The 22,637-nt window shown below is 56.3% G+C and carries 21 protein-coding genes; 16 read left to right on the forward strand and 5 right to left on the reverse strand.

Annotated features, from left to right (window positions below):
• The first annotated feature begins 34 nt into the window (after window positions 1-34).
• From prfC to deoD, 9 genes are all read left to right on the forward strand, one after another.
• Complete coding sequence (gene prfC, locus AC22LX_RS21635; protein WP_045395922.1) at window positions 35-1,624, forward strand: peptide chain release factor 3; 1,590 nt, start codon at window positions 35-37, stop codon at window positions 1,622-1,624.
• 217 nt (window positions 1,625-1,841) lie between these two features.
• Window positions 1,842-2,453 (forward strand): molecular chaperone OsmY, encoded by a 612-nt coding sequence (gene osmY, locus AC22LX_RS21640; RefSeq protein WP_487334213.1) that lies wholly within the window; start codon window positions 1,842-1,844, stop codon window positions 2,451-2,453.
• 123 nt (window positions 2,454-2,576) lie between these two features.
• The gene (locus AC22LX_RS21645) at window positions 2,577-2,738 is read left to right on the forward strand and encodes a DUF1328 domain-containing protein (RefSeq protein ID WP_015368384.1); all 162 of its coding nucleotides are present in this window, start codon (window positions 2,577-2,579) and stop codon (window positions 2,736-2,738) included.
• A 151-nt stretch (window positions 2,739-2,889) separates the two neighbouring features.
• Window positions 2,890-3,963, forward strand: coding sequence for a patatin-like phospholipase family protein (locus AC22LX_RS21650; protein WP_045395919.1), 1,074 nt, complete (start codon window positions 2,890-2,892; stop codon window positions 3,961-3,963).
• Window positions 3,960-4,745 carry a metal-dependent hydrolase gene (locus AC22LX_RS21655; protein WP_045395917.1) on the forward strand — a complete coding sequence of 262 codons (786 nt, stop codon included), beginning with the start codon at window positions 3,960-3,962 and terminating at the stop codon, window positions 4,743-4,745. The genes AC22LX_RS21650 and AC22LX_RS21655 overlap by 4 nt, the downstream gene beginning before the upstream one ends.
• 408 nt (window positions 4,746-5,153) lie before the next feature.
• Window positions 5,154-5,933, forward strand: a complete 780-nt coding sequence (deoC, locus tag AC22LX_RS21660) for a deoxyribose-phosphate aldolase (protein WP_045395915.1) — start codon at window positions 5,154-5,156, stop codon at window positions 5,931-5,933.
• Window positions 5,934-6,046: 113 nt separating this feature from the next.
• Window positions 6,047-7,369, forward strand: coding sequence for a thymidine phosphorylase (deoA, locus tag AC22LX_RS21665; RefSeq protein ID WP_045395933.1), 1,323 nt, complete (start codon window positions 6,047-6,049; stop codon window positions 7,367-7,369).
• A gap of 52 nt (window positions 7,370-7,421) precedes the next feature.
• Entirely contained in the window at window positions 7,422-8,645 is a 1,224-nt protein-coding gene (gene deoB, locus AC22LX_RS21670) for a phosphopentomutase (RefSeq protein ID WP_213292783.1), read from the forward strand.
• A 197-nt stretch (window positions 8,646-8,842) separates the two neighbouring features.
• Window positions 8,843-9,562, forward strand: coding sequence for a purine-nucleoside phosphorylase (deoD, locus tag AC22LX_RS21675; RefSeq protein WP_002887789.1), 720 nt, complete (start codon window positions 8,843-8,845; stop codon window positions 9,560-9,562).
• A gap of 79 nt (window positions 9,563-9,641) precedes the next feature.
• Here the strand turns inward: deoD and lplA are convergent, their stop codons facing one another.
• A complete protein-coding gene (lplA, locus tag AC22LX_RS21680) occupies window positions 9,642-10,658 on the reverse strand; it encodes a lipoate--protein ligase (RefSeq protein ID WP_063447350.1) in 1,017 nt (338 codons plus the stop codon).
• A gap of 17 nt (window positions 10,659-10,675) precedes the next feature.
• Complete coding sequence (locus tag AC22LX_RS21685; RefSeq protein WP_015368377.1) at window positions 10,676-11,308, reverse strand: YtjB family periplasmic protein; 633 nt, start codon at window positions 11,306-11,308, stop codon at window positions 10,676-10,678.
• Between the two features lie 104 nt (window positions 11,309-11,412).
• Between AC22LX_RS21685 and serB the strand changes: the two genes are divergently transcribed.
• The 3 genes from serB to nadR all read left to right on the forward strand — a co-directional run bounded on the left by serB (window position 11,413) and on the right by nadR (window position 15,076).
• Window positions 11,413-12,384, forward strand: coding sequence for a phosphoserine phosphatase (serB, locus tag AC22LX_RS21690; protein WP_015704324.1), 972 nt, complete (start codon window positions 11,413-11,415; stop codon window positions 12,382-12,384).
• Between the two features lie 9 nt (window positions 12,385-12,393).
• Complete coding sequence (gene radA / locus AC22LX_RS21695; protein WP_015368375.1) at window positions 12,394-13,776, forward strand: DNA repair protein RadA; 1,383 nt, start codon at window positions 12,394-12,396, stop codon at window positions 13,774-13,776.
• 67 nt (window positions 13,777-13,843) lie between these two features.
• Complete coding sequence (gene nadR / locus AC22LX_RS21700; RefSeq protein WP_487334214.1) at window positions 13,844-15,076, forward strand: multifunctional transcriptional regulator/nicotinamide-nucleotide adenylyltransferase/ribosylnicotinamide kinase NadR; 1,233 nt, start codon at window positions 13,844-13,846, stop codon at window positions 15,074-15,076.
• A gap of 503 nt (window positions 15,077-15,579) precedes the next feature.
• Here nadR and ettA read toward each other — a convergent pair.
• On the reverse strand, window positions 15,580-17,247 hold the full coding sequence (gene ettA / locus AC22LX_RS21705; protein ID WP_023291900.1) for an energy-dependent translational throttle protein EttA: 1,668 nt from the start codon (window positions 17,245-17,247) through the stop codon (window positions 15,580-15,582).
• Window positions 17,248-17,466: 219 nt separating this feature from the next.
• Here ettA and sltY point away from each other — a divergent pair, with 219 nt between their 5' ends.
• Both sltY and trpR read left to right on the forward strand, forming a co-directional pair.
• Entirely contained in the window at window positions 17,467-19,404 is a 1,938-nt protein-coding gene (gene sltY, locus AC22LX_RS21710; protein ID WP_047043908.1) for a murein transglycosylase, read from the forward strand.
• A gap of 87 nt (window positions 19,405-19,491) precedes the next feature.
• Complete coding sequence (gene trpR / locus AC22LX_RS21715; RefSeq protein ID WP_015368371.1) at window positions 19,492-19,818, forward strand: trp operon repressor; 327 nt, start codon at window positions 19,492-19,494, stop codon at window positions 19,816-19,818.
• Here trpR and yjjX read toward each other — a convergent pair.
• A complete protein-coding gene (gene yjjX, locus AC22LX_RS21720; RefSeq protein ID WP_487334215.1) occupies window positions 19,805-20,320 on the reverse strand; it encodes an inosine/xanthosine triphosphatase in 516 nt (171 codons plus the stop codon). The two genes, trpR and yjjX, sit on opposite strands and share 14 nt — an antisense overlap.
• A gap of 113 nt (window positions 20,321-20,433) precedes the next feature.
• Here yjjX and gpmB point away from each other — a divergent pair, with 113 nt between their 5' ends.
• Window positions 20,434-21,081, forward strand: coding sequence for a 2,3-diphosphoglycerate-dependent phosphoglycerate mutase GpmB (gene gpmB, locus AC22LX_RS21725; RefSeq protein WP_015368369.1), 648 nt, complete (start codon window positions 20,434-20,436; stop codon window positions 21,079-21,081).
• On the opposite strand, the gene robA is transcribed toward gpmB, so the two are convergent.
• Window positions 21,078-21,947, reverse strand: coding sequence for an MDR efflux pump AcrAB transcriptional activator RobA (gene robA, locus AC22LX_RS21730; protein WP_045395899.1), 870 nt, complete (start codon window positions 21,945-21,947; stop codon window positions 21,078-21,080). The two genes, gpmB and robA, sit on opposite strands and share 4 nt — an antisense overlap.
• 208 nt (window positions 21,948-22,155) lie before the next feature.
• Here robA and creA point away from each other — a divergent pair, with 208 nt between their 5' ends.
• The gene (creA, locus tag AC22LX_RS21735) at window positions 22,156-22,629 is read left to right on the forward strand and encodes a protein CreA (protein ID WP_020079661.1); all 474 of its coding nucleotides are present in this window, start codon (window positions 22,156-22,158) and stop codon (window positions 22,627-22,629) included.
• The last annotated feature ends 8 nt before the right edge of the window (window positions 22,630-22,637 follow it).

Genomic DNA, 22,637 nt, shown 5'->3' on the forward strand with positions numbered 1-22,637 from the left:
GGCCCATTGCCGCGTTTACTTAGAAGATTGAATTATGACGTTGTCTCCTTATCTGCAAGAGGTGGCCAAACGCCGCACTTTTGCCATTATTTCTCACCCGGATGCCGGTAAGACCACCATCACTGAAAAAGTGCTGCTGTTCGGACAGGCGATTCAGACCGCCGGTACCGTGAAGGGCCGTGGTTCCAGCCAGCATGCAAAATCCGACTGGATGGAAATGGAAAAGCAGCGTGGGATCTCGATTACCACCTCGGTGATGCAGTTCCCGTATCATGACTGCCTGGTTAACCTGCTGGATACCCCGGGGCACGAAGACTTCTCCGAGGATACCTACCGTACCCTGACGGCGGTTGACTGCTGTCTGATGGTTATCGATGCGGCGAAAGGCGTCGAAGATCGTACCCGCAAGCTGATGGAAGTTACCCGTCTGCGCGATACGCCGATCCTCACCTTTATGAACAAACTCGACCGTGATATCCGCGATCCGATGGAATTGCTGGATGAAGTCGAAAATGAGCTGAAAATCGGCTGCGCGCCGATTACCTGGCCTATCGGCTGCGGCAAGCTGTTTAAAGGGGTTTATCATCTTTATAAAGATGAAACTTACCTCTATCAGACCGGTAAAGGGCACACCATTCAGGAAGTGCGCGTGGTTAAGGGGCTGAATAACCCTGAACTCGATGCCGCGGTGGGCGACGATCTGGCGCAGCAGCTGCGCGATGAACTGGAACTGGTACAGGGCGCATCGAACGAGTTCGATAAGGATCTGTTCCTGGCGGGCGAAATTACTCCAGTGTTCTTCGGGACCGCATTAGGCAACTTCGGCGTGGATCATATGCTTGATGGCCTGGTGGAGTGGGCGCCGGCGCCGATGCCGCGTAATACTGATACCCGTGAAGTGACGGCCGCAGAAGAGAAATTCACCGGCTTCGTGTTTAAGATTCAGGCCAACATGGACCCGAAACACCGCGATCGCGTGGCCTTTATGCGCGTGGTTTCCGGCAAATACGAGAAAGGCATGAAGCTGCGTCAGGTGCGTATCGGCAAAGACGTGGTGATTTCCGACGCGCTGACCTTTATGGCGGGCGACCGTTCGCACGTTGAAGAAGCCTACCCGGGCGATATTATCGGCCTGCATAACCACGGCACCATTCAGATTGGCGACACCTTTACCCAGGGCGAAATGATGAAGTTCACCGGTATTCCGAACTTCGCGCCGGAACTGTTCCGTCGTATTCGCCTGAAAGATCCGCTGAAGCAGAAACAGCTGCTGAAAGGGCTGGTTCAGCTCTCTGAAGAGGGCGCGGTACAGGTCTTCCGTCCTATTGCTAATAACGATCTGATCGTCGGCGCCGTCGGCGTGCTGCAGTTCGATGTGGTAGTTGCGCGTCTGAAAAGCGAATATAACGTTGAAGCGATTTACGAATCCGTCAACGTGGCCACCGCGCGCTGGGTTGAATCAACTGACGTGAAAAAATTCGAAGAGTTCAAGCGTAAGAACGAAGTTCAGCTGGCGCTGGATGGCGGCGATAATCTGACCTATATCGCCCCGACGATGGTTAACCTGAACCTGACGCAAGAGCGTTATCCTGATGTGGTGTTCCGCAAAACGCGCGAGCACTAATGTCTCTCTGGAGCGCGGCGATGCTGCGCTCCAGCCCGTTTTGTCCGCCTTCATCCTTACCATAGAAAGTTCTTAAATCTGCGCAAATCGTAGCTTTTTTATTCAAACCCTCCGCCGCATCTCCGCTCATCTACTATATTTATTAAGCACTTTTCAGAAACCTGGCTGAATAAATAGCCATTTGTTTTACCAAAGCAGACATCGTGAGGGCATACCAATGACCAGACTAAAGAGCGCCAGGCTATTGCTGCCTCTCTTCTTAGGCTCAGCGTTGATAAGCGCCTCGACCTATGCGGAAACCACCGCAACCGATAGCGCGAAGGCTGCCGCGACCAGCGCCGGAGAAAGCGTCGATAAGTCGATCAACAAGGTTGGCGATTTTATGGATGACAGCACGATCACTGCCCGTGTTAAAGCGGCGCTGATTGATGACAAAAGTATCCGTAGCACCGATATCTCGGTGAAAACGGAAAACAAAGTCGTGACCTTAAGCGGGACCGTGGAGAGCGCTGAGCAAAAATCACAGGCCGTCAGCGCGGCGAAAGGCGTCGAAGGAGTGAGTTCGGTAAGCGATAAGCTGACCGTGGCGGGGGAAAAATCAGCCAGCCTGAAGGGCTATGCTGGCGACACCGCAATCACCAGCGAAGTCAAAGCCAAACTGCTGGCGGACGATATCGTTCCGTCGCGTAAGGTTACGGTGGAGAACAGCAACGGGGTAGTTCATCTCTCCGGGACGCTGGAATCCAGCAAGCAGGTCGATCGCGCGGCAGACATTGCCAAAGCGGTAACCGGTGTTAAGGGCGTGAAGAACGATCTTAAAGTGCAGTAAGGGTATTCATTAAAAGATATTCGCCAGCGGCGAGACCGCTGAGCGAGTTGTACGCAGGGTTGATGTATGCGCGGCCTGAGCGCGCAGAAAAGCGACCGTTAATCATATGGTAAGGAGAACAGTATGTTTAGATGGGGCATTATTTTTCTGATCATCGCGTTGATTGCCGCCGCATTGGGCTTTGGTGGTCTGGCGGGTACCGCGGCGTGGGCGGCTAAAATCGTCTTTGTTGTCGGTATTATCATTTTCCTGGTCAGCCTGTTTACCGGTCGAAAACGACCCTAGAGGCGATGTGCCGAAAGGCGTGAATCAATAACCGCGCAGTGATGACATAACGTCTTACATAAAGCCAGTCAATGTGACTGGCTTTTGCGGTTTCAGGGGACGACAATTTGCGTTACTTTAATGACAGAAAATAAACAAACAGGAAAGCAGGGTGGGGCAGCGCATTCCCGTGACGTTGGGCAATATTGCCCCGTTAGCGGTAAAACCCTTCCGTCCAGGCAAACTTGCTCTGGTGTGCGAAGGCGGTGGTCAGCGAGGTATTTTCACAGCCGGGGTTCTGGACGAATTCATGCGCGCCGGATTTAACCCTTTCGACCTGATGCTTGGCACTTCCGCTGGCGCGCAAAACATCTCCGCTTATATCTGTAATCAGCAGGGCTACGCCCGCAAAGTCATTACGCGTTATACCACCTCAAGGCAGTTTTTCGACCCGATGCGCTTTGTTCGCGGCGGCAATCTTATCGATCTCGATTGGCTGGTCGATTCCACTTCGCAACAAATGCCGCTGGCGATGAACTATGCCGAGGAGCAGTTTGCGCTGGGTAAAGAGCTGTGGATGTGCGCCTGCCGCGGTGACGACTACACGGCAAACTATTTTTCCCCCACCCGCCAGACCTGGCTCGACCTGATCCGCGCCTCCAGCGCCATTCCCGGCTTCTATCGTAGCGGCGTCCTGCTGGATGGCGTGAGCTACCTCGATGGTGGCGTCAGCGATGCGATCCCTGTGCAGGAGGCGGCACGCCGCGGCGCGCAGACTATCGTGGTGATCCGTACCGTCCCTTCGCAGATGTTCTACACCCCGCAGTGGTTTAAACGAATGGAACGCTGGCTGGGAGAAAGCAGCCTGCAGCCTTTTGTGAACCTGGTACAGCACCATGAAACCACCTATCGCGCGACGCAGCAGTTTATTGAAAAACCGCCGGGTAAACTGCGGATATTCGAAATTTATCCGCAGCGGCCGCTGCGCAGTATGGCGCTTGGCAGCCGTCTGCCGGCGCTGCTGGAAGATTATAAAACCGGGCGCCAGTGCGGCCGCTACTTCCTCGCCACGGTAGGGAAACTGCTGACCGAGCAACCGCCTCTGTTACGCCATGCGCCGCGTGTGGCAAGGCCGACGCCGGTGGTGGTGCCGCCGCTGCCGGTGGCTAACGAAACGCCGCAACAGGCGATTATCACCGCGCCGCAGGCTAATGACCCCAGCTTTAATAACGAGGATCTGGCGTGACGTTACGCTTTATTGATACCCACTGTCACTTCGATTTTCCCCCGTTTACAGAGGATGAACCCGCAAGTATCGCGAGGGCGGCGCAGGCCGGCGTTGGGCGTATTATCGTGCCGTCGATATCCGCCGCGCGCTTTGCTCGCGTGCTGGCGCTGGCGGAGCAACACGAGCCGCTGTATGCCGCGCTAGGGATGCATCCTATTGTTATCGAACAGCATGATGACCGCGGATTAGCGCAACTGGAAAGCTATCTTGCACAGCGTCATCCGAAACTCGTGGCCCTCGGAGAGATTGGCCTCGATCTTTACCGCGACGATCCGCAATTCGATCGCCAGCAGGCGCTGCTGGAAGCGCAGCTGCGGCTGGCGAAGCGTTACGATTTGCCGGTGATCCTGCATTCGCGGCGCACCCACGATAAGCTGGCGATGTTGCTAAAAAAACATAACCTGCCGCGCGCTGGGGTGGTGCATGGTTTTGCCGGCAGCCTGCAGCAGGCGGAACGTTTTGTACAGCTGGGCTATAAGATTGGCGTCGGCGGCACCATTACCTATCCCCGCGCCAGCAAAACTCGTGATGTTATGGCGCGTCTGCCGCTTTCTTCGCTGTTGCTGGAAACCGATGCTCCGGATATGCCGCTCAATGGTTTTCAGGGGCAGCCGAACCGCCCGGAACAGGCGGCCCGCGTCTTTGACGCGCTATGTGAACTGCGCGCGGAACCGGCGCAGGAAATTGAAGCGGCGCTACTGGCGAATACCAAAAGCCTCTTTACCGCGCTAACCCTCTAACGCCCCCACATTCTGGACAAAATCGTCCCGGTTTTGACGGATTGTGACAATCCCATCATTTTTGGTAAATATAAAATCTATTAAATTTCAATGCGAAAGTGTTTTTATGTCCCGGTATTGCACAATTTGTGCGCCACGACGTCGAGATAATACGTTTCGTTATGTTAGAATAATAACATCATCATGAGCTTCGATTTGCCAATTATGCTTAAACAGGACCTCACGATGAGGATCGAAGTAAATGGTAGGTAATTGTGATTTGAATCACGTTACAGTAATGCAAATTAGTAACTAGTTTTCATTAACTGTGATGAATGTCGAAGTGTAATGGCGAGCGGATGTTACAATAGTAACAGGCTCGCATGGTGAACAAACTATTGAACCGGCAACACGCCGTCGGAGTATGAAATGACTGATTTAAAAGCAAGCAGCCTGCGCGCGTTGAAACTGATGGATCTGACCACCCTGAATGATGACGACACCAATGAGAAGGTGATCGCGCTGTGCCATCAGGCAAAAACCCCGGTGGGCAATACCGCTGCAGTCTGCATTTACCCGCGTTTTATCCCGATTGCCCGTAAGACGCTGAATGAGCAAGGAACACCGGACATCCGTATCGCGACGGTGACCAACTTCCCGCATGGTAACGACGATATCGATATCGCGCTGGCGGAAACCCGCGCGGCAATCGCCTATGGCGCGGATGAAGTGGATGTGGTTTTCCCGTACCGCGCGCTGATTGCTGGTAACGAGCAGGTAGGTTTTGATCTGGTGAAAGCCTGTAAAGACGCCTGTGCGGCGGCGAATGTGCTGCTGAAAGTGATCATCGAAACCGGCGAGCTGAAAGAAGAAGCGCTGATTCGTAAGGCATCTGAAATTTCTATTAAAGCGGGCGCGGATTTCATCAAAACTTCTACCGGTAAAGTGCCGGTGAATGCGACGCCGGAAAGCGCGCGCATCATGATGGAAGTCATCCGCGATATGGGCGTTGAGAAAACCGTTGGCTTCAAACCTGCCGGCGGCGTGCGCAGCGCGGAAGACGCGCAGCAGTTCCTGGCGATTGCCGATGAACTGTTCGGCGCCGACTGGGCTGATTCCCGTCACTACCGTTTTGGCGCATCAAGCCTGTTGGCTAGCCTGCTGAAAGCCCTGGGTCACGGCGACGGTAAGAGCGCCAGCAGCTACTAATCCCTTGATATGCCGGATGGTTATGCGCTTATCCGGCCTACGAATTGATGCCTGTAGGCCGGATAAGGCGCTCGCGCCGCTATCCGGCAATTTATACCCGTTGGGAGGTTACCGTGTTTCTCGCACAAGAAATTATTCGTAAAAAACGTGATGGTCATGCATTAAGCGATGAAGAAATTCGCTTTTTCATCAACGGCATCCGCGATAATACTATCTCTGAAGGACAGATCGCCGCGCTGGCGATGACCATCTTCTTCCATGATATGTCTATGCCGGAACGTGTCTCGCTGACCATGGCGATGCGGGATTCAGGGACCGTTCTCGACTGGAAAAGCCTTAACCTCAACGGCCCGATCGTTGATAAACACTCGACCGGCGGCGTGGGTGACGTTACCTCGCTGATGCTGGGGCCAATGGTTGCCGCCTGCGGCGGTTACGTACCGATGATCTCCGGGCGCGGCCTCGGCCATACCGGCGGTACGCTTGATAAACTGGAAGCGATCCCGGGCTTCGATATCTTCCCGGACGACGCGCGATTCCGCGAAATTATTAAAGATGTCGGCGTGGCGATCATCGGGCAGACCAGCTCGCTCGCGCCGGCTGACAAACGTTTCTATGCCACCCGCGATATTACCGCGACGGTGGATTCCATCCCGCTGATTACCGCATCGATCCTGGCCAAGAAACTGGCGGAAGGTCTGGATGCGCTGGTGATGGACGTTAAAGTCGGCAGCGGCGCCTTTATGCCGACTTATGAGCTTTCAGAAGCGCTTGCCGAAGCGATCGTTGGCGTCTCCAACGGCGCCGGCGTGCGCACGACCGCACTGTTAACCGATATGAACCAGGTGCTGGCCTCCAGCGCAGGTAACGCCGTTGAAGTTCGCGAAGCGGTACAGTTCCTGACCGGGGAATACCGTAACCCGCGTCTGTACGACGTCACCATGGCGCTGTGCGTGGAAATGTTGATTTCCGGCAAGCTGGCGGCGGATGACGCCGAGGCGCGCGCGAAATTGCAGGCGGTGCTGGATAACGGTAAAGCGGCGGAAGTCTTTGGCCGCATGGTGGCGGCGCAGAAAGGGCCGAACGACTTTGTCGAAAACTATGCGAAATACCTGCCGACGGCAATGCTGAGCAAAGCGGTCTATGCTGAAGGCGCCGGATTTGTCTCTGATATGGATACCCGCGCGCTGGGGATGGCGGTGGTGTCGATGGGCGGCGGTCGTCGTCAGGCATCCGATACCATTGACTACAGCGTTGGTTTTACTGATATGGCGCGCCTTGGCGATAAAGTCGATGGCGAACGTCCGCTGGCGGTGATTCATGCGAAAGATGAATCCAGCTGGCAGGAGGCGGCCAAAGCCGTGAAAGCGGCAATTAAACTGGACGCTCAAGCCCCAGAAATTACACCGACGGTCTATCGCCGAATCACCAAGTAGCGATATACTGATCTGATCGCTTTTTTGCAGCGCATGATGTATGGAGAACAAGATGAAACGTGCATTTATTATGGTGCTGGACTCCTTTGGGATTGGCGCAACGGAAGACGCTGACCGCTTTGGCGATGTGGGCGCCGATACCATGGGCCACATTGCGGAAGCCTGCGCCAAAGGTGAAGCTGACAATGGTCGTAAAGGCCCGTTGAATTTACCTAACCTGACCCGCCTGGGCCTGGTGAAAGCGCATGAAGGTTCTACCGGTAAAATTGCCGCCGGTATGGACGGTAATGCTGAAGTCGTTGGCGCTTACGCCTGGGCGCATGAACTCTCTTCCGGTAAAGATACGCCGTCTGGCCACTGGGAAATCGCCGGCGTGCCGGTGTTGTTTGACTGGGGCTACTTCAGCGACCACGAGAACAGCTTCCCGCAGGAACTGCTGGATAAACTGGTTAAGCGCGCGAACCTGCCGGGCTACCTCGGCAATTGCCACTCTTCCGGTACCGTGATTCTGGACCAGCTGGGTGAAGAGCATATGAAAACCGGGAAACCGATTTTCTATACCTCTGCTGACTCGGTGTTCCAGATCGCCTGTCACGAAGAGACTTTCGGCCTCGACAAGCTGTATGAGCTGTGCGAAATCGCCCGTGAAGAGCTGACCGAAGGCGGCTATAACATTGGCCGCGTGATTGCTCGTCCGTTTGTTGGCGACAAAGCCGGTAACTTCCAGCGTACCGGTAACCGTCACGATCTGGCGGTCGAGCCGCCGGCGCCGACCGTGCTGCAGAAGCTGGTCGACGAGAAAAACGGCCACGTGGTTTCCGTGGGTAAAATCGCCGACATCTACGCCAACTGCGGCATCACTAAGAAAGTGAAAGCCACCGGGCTGGACGCGTTGTTCGACGCGACCATCAAAGAGATGAAGGAAGCGGGCGACGAGACTATCGTCTTCACTAACTTCGTCGATTTTGACTCCTCCTGGGGCCACCGTCGCGACGTCGCTGGCTACGCGGCGGGTCTGGAGCTGTTCGACCGTCGTCTGCCGGAGCTGATGGAGCTGGTTGGGGAAGACGACATTCTCATCCTCACTGCCGACCACGGCTGCGACCCGACCTGGACCGGTACCGACCACACCCGCGAACACATTCCGGTGCTGGTGTACGGCCCGAAAGTGAAGCCGGGTTCGTTAGGCCACCGCGAAACTTTCGCCGATATCGGCCAGACGCTGGCGACATACTTTGGTACGTCGCCAATGGAATACGGTAAAAACATGCTGTGATACCCGTTGTCTTTCGCGCTGTAGATGCGTTGACTTCATTCGCTCACCCCGGTCACATAGTTAATCTATGCTCCCGGAGATTCACGAATTCGTCGCCTTCCTACAACGCGAAATCCTTAGGGTATTTGAATACGTTTTGTAGGCCTGATAAGGCGTAGCCGCCATCAGGCACGAACAATTTATATAAGGATAAAACGATGGCTACCCCACACATTAACGCAGAAATGGGCGATTTCGCTGACGTAGTTTTGATGCCGGGCGACCCGCTGCGCGCGAAGCACATTGCCGAAACTTTCCTTGAAGACGTGCGTGAAGTAAACAACGTGCGCGGCATGTTGGGCTTCACCGGTACCTACAAAGGCCGCAAAATCTCCGTGATGGGCCACGGTATGGGTATCCCATCCTGCTCTATCTACACCAAAGAGCTGATCACCGATTTCGGCGTGAAAAAAATCATCCGCGTTGGATCCTGCGGCGCGGTACGTGAAGATGTCAAACTGCGTGATGTGGTTATCGGCATGGGCGCGTGCACCGACTCTAAAGTTAACCGTCTGCGCTTCAAAGACCATGATTTCGCGGCGATTGCTGATTTCGGCATGGTGCGTAACGCGGTAGACGCGGCGAAAGCGCTGGGCGTTGACGCGCGCGTCGGCAACATCTTCTCTGCTGACCTGTTCTATACGCCGGACCCGTCTATGTTCGACGTGATGGAAAAATACGGCATTCTGGGCGTGGAAATGGAAGCGGCCGGCATCTATGGCGTCGCGGCGGAGTTCGGCGCGAAAGCGCTGACTATCTGCACCGTTTCCGATCATATTCGTACCCACGAGCAGACCACTGCCGCTGAGCGTCAGACGACCTTCAACGATATGATCAAAATCGCGCTGGAATCCGTACTGCTGGGCGATAAAGAGTAAGACCTGTTGTGCCGGGTGGCGGCTTCGCCTGACCCGGCCTACGGTTTCCCAGGCCCGCTAAGCGCAGCGGGCTTTTTTATTAGCGCACCGCGCCAGCCATCCACGCCGACAGTTCTTTCAGTTCCGCTTCCTGCTCAGGGTAATCTCTAATCAACGCCTCACACTGCTGCTGCAGGACCTCCGCCCGATACTGACAGCCGGCTAAGTGTGCCGCCAGCGCCTCCAGCGGCGCCGGATTCAGGCTATCGGTAAAAGCCTGGGCGCGGGTGATATGGCCCTTCTCGACGTCAAAATGCAGCTCGACGCCGCCCCAGCGAAAGCGCTCATCCAGCAGGTGGGAGAAAGCGGGCGCCTGGCCGAAGTTCCACTCCCAGCTGCTCTGGCGGGCGAAGGTCTCGGCAAAATTCGGCAGATCCGGCGTGTTGTCCGGCGAAATGACTTCCGCCTCTACCCGTTCGCCGTAATGGCTGAAAAATGCCTCCTGAATGGCTTCGCAAATCTGCTGATGGGTAATGCCCGGTAGGAGTTCAACCAGGTTCGCTACGCGCCCGCGTACCGAGGTAATGCCCTTGGCCTGCAGCTTTTTTTTGTCCGGATTAAGATAGTTGGCGAGACGGCTTAAGTCGGCGTTTAGCAGCAGGGTGCCGTGATGAAAACCGCGGTCCATCGTTTCGCGATAGGCGGAGCCAGACACCTTGCGGTCGCCATTGTCGGTTTTCACGACCAGATCGTTGCGCCCGGAAGCCTCGGCGGTCACGCCAAGCGAATTCAACGCCGCGAGCACGATAGCGGTAGAAACGGTTTTGTCGTATTCCGGTTTGCCCGCCATAAAGGTAAAGCAGGTATTGCCGAGGTCGTGGAATACCGCGCCGCCGCCGCTGCTGCGCCGGGCCAGCCGGACGTGGTCCTCTTCCATGCGCCGGGTATTGCACTCCTTCCACGGGTTCTGCGCGCGGCCAATCACCACGGTGTCGGCGTTGCGCCACAGAAACAGTACCCGTTGGGTGGCCGGCATCTGGCGGAAAATACACTCCTCGACCGCGAGGTTAAACCAGGGGTCGTAGGAATCGGAGAGCAACAGGCGGAGCGTCGGCATAGGATATCCTTGTCTGATTAATCTTTATCTTCGTCCTGGACGGGCTTATTGGCGGTGAGCAGGAAGGGCGATTGCTGCCAGCGGGTACGTTTGCCCTGCAGCAACGTACGGGTCAGCACCACGCCGATGGCCAGCGACAACAGCAGCATCAGGCGTAAGATATTGGTGGTATTATCCACCTGTTTCGCCTCGGTCGCCAACGTGTGGGTATCCAGCGTCAGGCGCAGATAGCCGACAGGGCCGTTTTTGCCGAGGATCGGCTCGACGATTTGCTGGTTAAAGTAGCCGCCGGCTTTTTTGCCATCCAGCGCCAGGCGGTCGCGCACATCAACGCTTTCGCCGGAGCGAGCCACCAAATCGCCTTGTTCATCATATACCCCGGCATCGAGCACCCGACTTTTATCCGTCAGCTGTTCCAGCAAGCGGGTAATGCGCTTTTCGTCGGGCGTTTCGCTGCGCATCAGCGGCGCCAGGTTCAGCGTAACCTGCTGCGCCAGCGTCCGCGCCAGCTCTTCCAGCTGCGGATTACGCTGCTTTTGGCTATTCTGACTGAACCACGAGGCGCCCTGCATCAGCGCGACGAGAAGCGCGAGACAGATCAGAACAATGACGGCGCGATGCAGTCGGAATTTCAGTTTTGCTCGTACCATATTCCACCTTTGAAAATTTGCAGCTTAATGTTGCCAGAAGCGCTGGTTACAAGGTAGCCTCATGCGTTATTTTCCTCGCCTGAATGAAGAGATGTGGAGCCGTAATGCCTAACAGTTTGACCTGGTGCGACCTGCCCGAAGATGTTTCCTTGTGGCCTGGGTTGCCGCTTTCCCTGAGCGGCGACGAGGTCATGCCGCTGGATTATCACGCCGGGCGCAGCGGCTGGCTGCTGTATGGTCGCGGTCTCGATAAACGTCGGCTGACGGCGTGGCAGCGCGAACTCGGCGCGGCGCTGGTTATCGTCTCTTCCTGGGTCGTGGAAGACTATCAGGTGATTCGCCTGGCGGGCTCGCTGACGCAGCGCGCCACACGCCTGGCCCATGAAGCCGGGCTGGACGTCGCGCCGCTGGGCAAAATCCCGCATCTGCGCACGCCGGGCCTGTTGGTGATGGATATGGACTCCACGGCGATTCAGATCGAATGTATCGATGAAATTGCTAAGCTTGCCGGCACCGGCGAGCTGGTTTCGGAAGTGACCGAACGCGCGATGCGCGGCGAGCTCGACTTCACCGCCAGCCTGCGCCAGCGCGTCGCCACCCTGAAAGACGCCGACGCGAACATCCTGCTGCAGGTGCGGGAAGCGCTGCCGCTGATGCCGGGGCTGACGCAACTGGTGCTGAAGCTGGAAACGCTGGGCTGGAAGGTAGCCATCGCCTCCGGCGGCTTTACCTTCTTTGCCGAATACCTGCGCGATAAGCTGCATCTCGACGCGGTATTCGCCAACGAGCTGGAAATCATGGACGGCAAGCTCACCGGCAACGTTATCGGCGACATTGTCGATGCCAAATATAAAGCCAATACTCTGCGTAAACTGGCGGAAAAATATGAGATTCCGCCGGCGCAAACCGTGGCGATTGGCGATGGCGCCAACGATCTGCCGATGATCAAGGCGGCAGGCCTCGGCATTGCCTATCATGCGAAACCAAAAGTCAATGAACAGGCGGAAGTCACCATCCGCCACGCTGACCTGATGGGGGTATTCTGTATTCTCTCCGGCAGCATGAATCAAAAGTAAGAGGTTAACGTGGCGAAAGCTCCAAAACGCGCATTTGTCTGTAATGAATGTGGTGCGGATTATCCGCGCTGGCAGGGGCAGTGCAGCGCCTGCCATGCCTGGAATACCATCACCGAGATGCGCATCGCCGCCTCGCCGCAGGTGGCGAGAAACGAGCGTCTGTCAGGCTACGCCGGTAATGCCGGCGTGTCGAAGGTACAGAAGCTGTCGGAGATAAGCCTGGAGGCGCTGCCGCGTTTCTCCACCGGATTTAAAGAGTTCGACCGCGTGCTCGGCGGCGGCGTGGTACCGGGTAGCGCCATTCTAATCGGCGGCAACCCCGGCGCCGGGAAATCGACGCTGCTGCTGCAAACGCTCTGCAAGCTGGCGGAAGGAATGAAAACGCTGTACGTCACCGGGGAAGAATCCCTGCAGCAGGTCGCGATGCGCGCGCATCGTCTCGGGCTGCCGACGGCGAATCTGAATATGCTCTCGGAGACCAGCATCGAGCAAATCTGCCAGATCGCCGATGAAGAAAAGCCTCAGCTGATGGTCATCGACTCCATCCAGGTGATGCATATGGCTGATGTCCAGTCGTCGCCGGGGAGCGTGGCCCAGGTACGCGAAACCGCGGCCTATCTGACGCGCTTTGCCAAAACTCGCGGCGTGGCGATTGTGATGGTCGGCCACGTCACCAAAGACGGCTCGCTGGCCGGTCCGAAAGTACTGGAACACTGTATTGACTGCTCGGTGCTGCTGGACGGCGATGCGGATTCCCGTTTCCGCACGTTGCGCAGCCATAAAAACCGCTTTGGCGCGGTCAATGAACTCGGCGTCTTCGCGATGACCGAGCAGGGCCTGCGCGAAGTGAGCAACCCCTCCGCCATCTTCCTCAGCCGCGGCGATGAAGTCACCTCTGGCAGCTCGGTCATGGTGGTATGGGAAGGCACCCGTCCGCTGCTGGTTGAGATCCAGGCGCTGGTCGATCACTCGATGATGTCTAATCCGCGTCGCGTCGCGGTAGGCCTGGAGCAGAACCGTCTGGCGATCCTGCTGGCGGTGCTGCACCGTCATGGCGGCCTGCAGATGGCCGATCAGGACGTCTTCGTTAACGTGGTTGGCGGGGTCAAAGTCACTGAAACCAGCGCCGACCTGGCGCTGCTGCTGGCGATGGTTTCGAGCCTGCGCGATCGCCCGTTGCCGCAGGATCTGGTGGTCTTTGGCGAAGTCGGATTAGCCGGTGAAATTCGCCCGGTGCCAAGCGGCCAGGAACGTATTTCCGAGGCGGCGAAGCACGGGTTCCGTCGCGCCATCGTACCTGCGGCAAACGTGCCTAAAAAAGCGCCGGAAGGGATGCAAATCTTTGGCGTGAAAAAACTGGCCGATGCGCTGAGCGTTTTTGACGACTTATAATGATACCCGTCATACTTCAGGGTATGACGGGTATCAAACCCGAGTTTGCAGGAGGCACGCATAAACTATGTCGTCATTCGACTATCTGAAAAACGCCATTAAGCAAAAGGGTTGTACGCTGCAGCAGGTGGCGGAAGCCAGCGGGATGACCAAAGGTTATCTCAGTCAGCTATTAAACGCGAAAATCAAAAGCCCGAGCGCCCAGAAGCTCGAAGCCTTACACCGCTTCCTCGGCCTTGAATTCCCGCGTAAACAGAAAAGCGTCGGGGTGGTTTTTGGTAAATTTTATCCGCTGCATACCGGGCATATTTACCTGATTCAGCGCGCCTGTAGCCAGGTCGATGAGCTTCATATCGTCATGGGCTATGACGACACTCGTGACCGCGAGCTGTTCGAGGAGAGCGCCATGTCGCAACAGCCGACGGTTCCCGATCGTCTGCGCTGGCTGCTGCAAACCTTTAAATATCAAAAAAACATTCGCATCCACGCCTTCAACGAAGAGGGGATGGAGCCGTACCCGCACGGCTGGGACGTCTGGAGCCGCGGGATCCGCGCCTTCATGAGCGAGAAAGGGATCGAACCTAACTGGATCTACACCTCGGAAGAGGCCGATGCGCCGCAGTATCTGGAGCATCTGGGGATCGAAACCGTGCTTATCGATCCGAAGCGAACCTTCATGAGTATCAGCGGCGGCCAGATCCGCGAAAACCCGTTCCGCTATTGGGAATATATTCCGACCGAAGTAAAACCGTTCTTTGTGCGTACGGTGGCGATCCTAGGCGGCGAGTCGAGCGGTAAATCGACGCTGGTGAATAAGCTCGCCAATATCTTCAATACCACCAGCGCCTGGGAATACGGCCGCGATTACGTCTTTTCACACCTCGGCGGCGATGAAATGGCGTTGCAGTATTCCGATTACGATAAAATCGCGCTGGGGCACGCACAGTACATTGATTTCGCGGTGAAGTATGCCAATAAGGTGGCGTTTATCGATACCGACTTCGTCAGCACTCAGGCCTTCTGCCTGAAGTACGAAGGCCGCGAGCATCCGTTCGTGCAGGCGTTAATCGATGAATACCGCTTTGATCTGGTGATCCTGCTGGAGAACAACACGCCTTGGGTGGCCGATGGGCTGCGTAGCCTCGGTAGTTCGGTAGATCGCAAAGAGTTTCAGACGTTGCTGGTGTCACTGCTGAAAGAAAACGGCATCGAGTTCGTCCACGTGGAAGAGTCGGACTACGACGCCCGGTTCCTGCGCTGCGTTGAGCTGGTGAAGCAGCTGATGGGCGAGCAGGGGTAGAGGCTCTGCGGGCTGTAGCCCTCACCCCAACCCTCTCCCAATGGGAGAGGGAGCAAACACTAAAAAAGGCAACTTGCGTTGCCTTTTTACATTTACCTTACCCTCACCCCGACCCTCTCCCAATGGGAAAGGGAGCAAACACTAAAAAAGGCAACTTGCGTTGCCTTTTTGCATTTACCTTACCCTCACCCCAACCCTCTCCCAATGGGAGAGGGAGCAAACACTAAAAAAGGCAACTTGCGTTGCCTTTTTACATTTACCTTACCCTCACCCGGGCCCTCTCCCAATGGGAGAGGGAGCAAACATTAAAAAAGGCAACTTGCGTTGCCTTTTTACATTTACCTTACCCTCACCCCGACCCTCTCCCAATGGGAGAGGGAGCAAACATTAAAAAAGGCAACTTGCGTTGCCTTTTTGCATTTACCTTACCCTCACCCCGGCCCTCTCCCATTGGGAGAGGGAGCAAACACTAAAAAAGGCAACTTGCGTTGCCTTTTTGTATTTTATTTTGAGATACGTTTGTACTTGATACGCTTCGGCTCCAGCGCATCGGCGCCGAGGGTGCGTTTCTTGTACTCTTCGTACTCGGTAAAGTTACCTTCGAAGAACTCAACTTTACCTTCATCCTGGTAATCCAGAATGTGGGTCGCAATACGGTCAAGGAACCAGCGGTCGTGCGAGATAACCATGGCGCAGCCCGGGAACTCCAGCAGGGCGTTTTCCAGCGCGCGCAGGGTTTCGATATCCAGGTCGTTGGTTGGTTCATCGAGCAGCAGTACGTTACCGCCGACCTGCAGCAGCTTTGCCAGGTGCAGACGACCGCGTTCACCGCCGGACAGCTCGCCAACGCGTTTGCCCTGGTCGACGCCTTTGAAGTTAAAGCGGCCAACGTAGGCGCGGCTTGGCATCTCTGTGTTGCCGATCTTCATGATATCCAGGCCGCCGGACACTTCTTCCCAAACGGTCTTGCTGTTGTCCATCGCGTCACGGAACTGATCGACAGAGGCCAGCTTAACGGTTTCACCCAGCGTGATGGTGCCGGAATCAGGCTGTTCCTGGCCGGACATCATGCGGAACAGGGTAGATTTACCCGCGCCGTTCGGACCGATGATACCAACGATAGCGCCTTTCGGTACGGAGAAGCTCAGATCGTCAATCAGTACGCGGTCGCCGTAAGATTTGCGCAGATTGCTGACTTCCAGAACTTTATCGCCCAGACGCGCTCCTGGCGGAATGAACAGTTCGTTGGTCTCGTTACGTTTCTGGTATTCGACGTTATTAAGCTCTTCAAAGCGCGCCAGACGGGCTTTGCCCTTAGACTGACGGCCTTTCGCGCCCTGGCGAACCCACTCGAGTTCTTTCTCGATAGATTTGCGGCGTGCGGCTTCCTGAGAAGCTTCCTGCGCCAGACGCTGATCTTTTTGCTCCAGCCAGGAGGAGTAGTTGCCTTCCCACGGAATACCTTCGCCGCGGTCAAGCTCGAGGATCCAGCCGGCGACGTTATCGAGGAAGTAACGGTCGTGGGTAATCGCCACTACGGTGCCTTCGAAATCGTGCAGGAAGCGCTCCAGCCAGGCGACGGACTCGGCGTCGAGGTGGTTGGTCGGTTCGTCGAGCAGCAGCATGTCTGGTTTTTCCAGCAGCAGGCGGCACAGTGCGACGCGGCGGCGTTCACCACCGGAAAGATTGGCGATTTTCGCATCCCAGTCCGGCAGGCGCAGGGCATCGGCCGCACGCTCCAGCTGCACGTTCAGGTTATGGCCGTCGTGCGCCTGGATGATCTCTTCGAACTTGCCCTGTTGCGCGGCAAGCTTATCGAAGTCGGCATCCGGCTCGGCGTATTTGGCATAAACTTCGTCCAGGCCTTTCAGCGCGTTAACCACTTCGGCGACCGCTTCTTCAACGGATTCGCGTACGGTGTGCTCCGGATTCAGCTGCGGCTCCTGCGGCAGGTAGCCGATTTTGATCCCGGGCTGCGGGCGCGCTTCACCTTCGATCTCGGTGTCGATACCGGCCATGATGCGCAGCAGGGTAGATTTACCGGCGCCGTTCAGACCGAGAACACCGATTTTCGCGCCAGGGAAGAAACTGAGGGAGATATTTTTCAAAATATGACGTTTCGGCGGAACCACTTTGCCGACACGATGCATGGTATAAACGAATTGAGCCACGTTGGACTTCGCCTCTTTCTATTCTGATAGATAGTTCAAAGGCGAAGTGTAGCCTTTTTCGCGCGGTAATCCCAGCGAGGCGACAGGATTCACAGAAGCGTAAAAAAATGTTCAGGACATGGCATGTTTTCAGTTGTCTGATTAGCATAACTAAGCAATACCTGATTTTTTTGAAGCGGCACGATGCCGCGGTGATGCACCAAACTAGAGGAAGAGCTTGTGGAAAAAGCCAAAACTACGGCATGGCGTCTTCTGGCTGCCGGCGTGAGTCTGCTGACGCTAAGCCAGCTGGCGCATGCGGATTCACTGGATGAACAGCGCAGCCGCTATGCTCAAATTAAACAGGCGTGGGACAACCGCCAGATGGATGTCGTCAACCAGTTGATGCCCACGCTCAGCAGCTATCCGCTGTATCCCTACCTGCAATATCGACAAATTACCGATGACCTGATGAACCAGCCGCCGCTGGTGGTCACTAATTTCATTGCGGCGAACCCGACGCTACCGGCGGCGCGTTCGCTGAAATCACGCTTTGTTAATGAGCTGGCGCGGCGCACCGACTGGCGAGGCTTACTGGCGTTCAGCCCGGATAAACCGGCGACAACCGAAGCGCAGTGTAACTACTACTACGCCAAACTCAGCGTCGGCCAGTCGCAGGAGGCGTGGAGCGGGGCGAAAGAGCTGTGGCTGACTGGTAAGAGCCAGCCAAATGCCTGCGATCCGCTGTTCAGCGCATGGCGCGATTCCGGGCAGCAGGATCCACTGGCCTATCTCGAACGAATCCGCCTGGCGATGAAGGCCGGCAATACCAGCCTGGTCCGCGTGCTTGCTCAGCAGATGCCGTCAAACTATCAGAGCATCTCTTCGGCGGTGGTGGCGTTGGCCAACGACCCCAATAGCGTGATGACCTTTGCCCGCACCACCGGGGCCACCGACTTTACCCGCCAGATGGCGGCGGTCGCTTTTGCCAGCGTCGCGCGTCAGGATGTGGAAAACGCCCGTCTGATGATCCCATCGCTGGTGCAGGCGCAGCAGTTGAATGAGGATCAAACCCAGGAGCTGCGCGATATCGTCGCCTGGCGTCTGATGGGCAGCGATGTGACCGAAGCGCAGGCGGAGTGGCGCGATGACGCGATCATGCGTTCGCAATCGACCCCGCTTGTGGAACGCCGGGTTCGTATGGCGCTTGGCAACGGCGATCGTCATGGGCTGAACACCTGGCTGGCGCGTCTGCCGATGGAGGCGAAAGAGAAAGACGAGTGGCGCTACTGGCAGGCGGATCTGCTGCTGGAGCGCGGGCGCGATGACGAAGCGAAAGCCATCTTGCATTCGCTGATGCAGCAGCGCGGCTTCTATCCGATGGTTGCCGCTCAGCGTCTGGGTGAAGAGTACACCTTCCGCATTGATAAAGCCTCCGGCACTATCGACCCGGCGCTGGCCTCTGGCCCTGAGATGGCGCGCGTTCGCGAGCTGATGTACTGGAACATGGACAACACCGCGCGCAGCGAATGGGCGAACCTGGTGAGTAGCCGGACCAAATCGCAGCAGGCGCAGCTGGCGCGTTACGCTTTTGATCAACACTGGTGGGATCTTAGCGTACAGGCGACGATCGCCGGTAAATTGTGGGATCAGCTGGAAGAGCGCTTCCCGCTGGCGTACAACGATCTGTTCGCGCGTTATATTAGCGGCAAAGATATTCCGCAGAGCTACGCGATGGCGATTGCGCGTCAGGAGAGCGCCTGGAACCCGAAAGTGCGTTCACCGGTCGGCGCCAGCGGCTTGATGCAGATTATGCCGGGCACCGCGACGCATACCGTTAGCATGTTCAGCATTCCTGGCTATAGCGGTCCGTCGCAGCTGCTGGATCCGGAAACCAATATCAACATTGGTACCAGCTATCTGCAGTACGTCTACCAGCAGTTCGGCAATAACCGTATTTACGCTTCCGCCGCCTATAACGCCGGGCCTGGACGCGTGCGAACCTGGCAGGGCAATAGCGCCGGGCGCATCGATGCGGTGGCATTTGTCGAGAGTATTCCGTTCTCGGAAACCCGCGGCTATGTAAAAAACGTCCTCTCTTACGATGCCTATTACCGCTACTTTATGGGCAAGCAGGATAACTTGCTGAGCGACGCCGAATGGCAACAGCGTTACTGATTGTTCGGAAGTATGTTATTCTTTGTACTCGTTGATGAGTACATTCGACGGGCAGCCTGGCTGCCCGTCTCAACATGGCGACGTAACATGACCCAACAATCTCCCTATTCAGCGGCCGTGGCCGAACAACGTCATCAGGAGTGGCTACGTTTCGTGGCGCTGCTGCAGCAAGCTTACGCCGAAGACCTTCACCTGCCGTTACTGCAGCTGATGCTGACGCCCGACGAGCGCGAAGCGCTGGGCACCCGGGTGCGTATTATTGAAGAGTTGCTGCGCGGCGAGATGAGCCAGCGCGAGCTCAAAAACGAACTCGGCGCCGGTATTGCCACCATTACCCGCGGTTCGAATAGCCTGAAATCGGCGCCGGTAGAGCTACGCCAGTGGCTGGAACAGACCCTGCTTAACGATAAATAGCGTTATGGAATGGGCTGAGTGCCAGCACGACCGCCTGATGGTAGACGCTGCTGCGCGTCAGCTTGCCGCCGGTAAAGACGCCAATAGCGCCCTCTTTGCGGCCTATCTCATCGATACCGGTATGCTCCGACATGACCGGCCCCAGCGCTTCCCCGGCGCGAACCTGCGCAAGAATGACTTCCGGCAGCGGCAGGGTTGCCGAGCGCGCTTCGCCGCGCTGCTGCTGGCTCTCAATTACCACCCAACTGAAGGTGCTGCCTTCATCGATCCCGGCTTCTATCGCCACCCAAAAATCGGCTTCCGGCTGCGCGATACGGGCATTAGCGACGCGATTTCGTGCGCCAGCCCGCGTTTCCTCGCTGCCGAAGGGCTGTTCCGGCACGCCGCTCTCGACGGCGACGGACTCAATGTGGCAGGATCCTTCGCCGAAGATCTCGTTAAAAGCCTGCAGAATTGCCTGAATTTTGGCGGGATTAGTGGTAGCTGAGACAACATGGTGCATAATCAAAACAACTCAGAATTAATTAACGTCATCGCAGTATACTCTAAATCACTCTGGCGGTAGCCGATAGCGCCGATCGTCGATTGATGAAGGGTTCAGAACGGAAAATAAGCATGTTACAGGTATACCTTGTTCGCCACGGTGAAACGCAGTGGAACGCCGAGCGACGTATTCAAGGCCAGTCCGATAGCCCACTGACCGCTCACGGCGAGCGCCAGGCATGGCAGGTGGGCGAGCGCGCCAGAACGTTGGGGATCACCCATATTATCGCCAGCGACCTCGGGCGTACCCGCCGCACGGCAGAAATTATCGCTGAAGCCTGCGGCTGCGGCGTCGTTACCGATCCGCGCCTGCGCGAGCTGGATATGGGGGTGCTGGAGAAGCGCCATATCGACTCGCTTAGTGAGGAAGAAGAGGGCTGGCGCCGTCAGTTGGTCAACGGTACGCCGGATGGGCGCATACCGCAGGGCGAATCCATGCAGGAGCTGAGCGAGCGTATGCGCGCGGCGCTATCATCCTGTCTGGAATTACCGCCAGGTAGCCGGCCGCTGCTGGTGAGTCATGGGATGGCTCTGGGCTGTCTGGTGAGCACAATCCTCGGGCTGCCTGCTTATGCGGAGCGCCGTCTGCGCCTGCGCAACTGTTCGATTTCACGCGTTGATTATCAGCAGAGCCCGTGGCTGGCGTCAGGATGGGTGGTGGAGACCGCGGGGGACGTTTCGCATCTCGATGCCCCCGCGATGGACGAACTACAGCGTTAACGACGAATCGGAATCAGGTATTCGCAGCGCAGCTGAATTGGCGTGGCCTGGTTCCGGTTATCATCTTCCGGATAGAAGCGCTCAATATCCAGGCCTTTGCGGCGGGTGAGGTTCAGCATCGGCATACAGGTGCCGTATACCGTCAGGATAAACTCCTGCAGCCCGGTGCCTAATCCTTCGTAAGTGAACATCACATACTCGCCGCCTTCCAGAATCACCGGATGAGAGTTATGCAGGTGCCCGTTCGCCATCTCCGGCGTTAGCGCGGTGGTGTAGAACACCTCCTGCTCGTCATCTTTTTCCAGACTTGGACGCGGTTCATGCAGGCCGTACAGCGTTGGCGGAATGCTGGGCGCATTACCGAGGAATTCGCGCCAGAACTGAACGCGCATCTGGTTACGGAATTCAGAAATCTCTTCAAGCTTACAGGTATAGCTTTGGGTCACGCCGACCAGTTGCGTGGTGCTCAGGGTCACAAACTCATGCTTCGGCATGGTAAATTCGCCGAGCCGCAGCGGCGGACGCATACCGAACGAGCTCCAGTCCGGAGAACGGCGGTAGAGCGCTGGGGTCAAATTAAACTGTTTTTTAAAGGCGCGGGTGAACGTCTGTTGAGAATCGAAGCGATACTGCAGCGCGATGTCGAGAATCGGGCGTGCGGTCAGGCGTAGCGCCACGGCGGATTTGGAGAGACGGCGTGCGCGAATATAGGCACCGATGGCTTGACCCGTGACGTCTTTAAACATACGTTGCAAATGCCACTTGGAATAACCTGCCTTCGCCGCCACATTATCCAACGAGAGGGGCTGATCCAGGTGACCTTCCAGCCAGCTCAGGAGATCGCGAATAATCCCAGCTTGATCCATAAAATGTCCCCATCCTTTAAACTCAGGTACCTATATTAAGGTAGCGGATAATAGCATTTTTTGATGTTTTAGCATTCAGTGTTTTTTTTGCTTATAAATGCGATTATCTGGTGGATATCGTTGGTAATTTTGTAAAGCTGTGATCTTTAAACCTTTTCCACAGCGTTTGTGATTATCACGCAGCGGAATTTTAAGAAATGGTAACAATATGAAATACAAGAAGTTAGTGGCAGGTTTGTTCTTGCTGGCCGCAGGCCAACTGGCGCACGCCGAGCAAATCGGCTCCGTCGATACGGTATTTAAATGGCTGGGGCCGGATCATAAAATCGTGGTCGAAGCCTTCGACGATCCCGATGTACAAAACGTCACCTGCTATATTAGCCGGGCAAAAACAGGCGGCATTAAAGGCGGGCTGGGGCTGGCGGAAGATACCTCAGACGCCGCCATCTCCTGCCAGCAGGTCGGGCCGATTGAGTTGACGGATAAAATCAAAAACGGCAAAAGCCAGGGCGATGTGGTATTCCAGAAACGTACCTCGCTGGTGTTCAAAAAACTGCAGGTCGTACGCTTCTATGACGCTAAACGCAATGCGCTGGTGTACCTGACCTATTCGGATAAAGTGGTCGACGGCTCGCCGAAGAATGCCATCAGCGCCGTGCCGATCATGCCGTGGAATAAATAAACGGGAGT

This window comes from Klebsiella sp. PK01 (assembly GCF_057624675.1).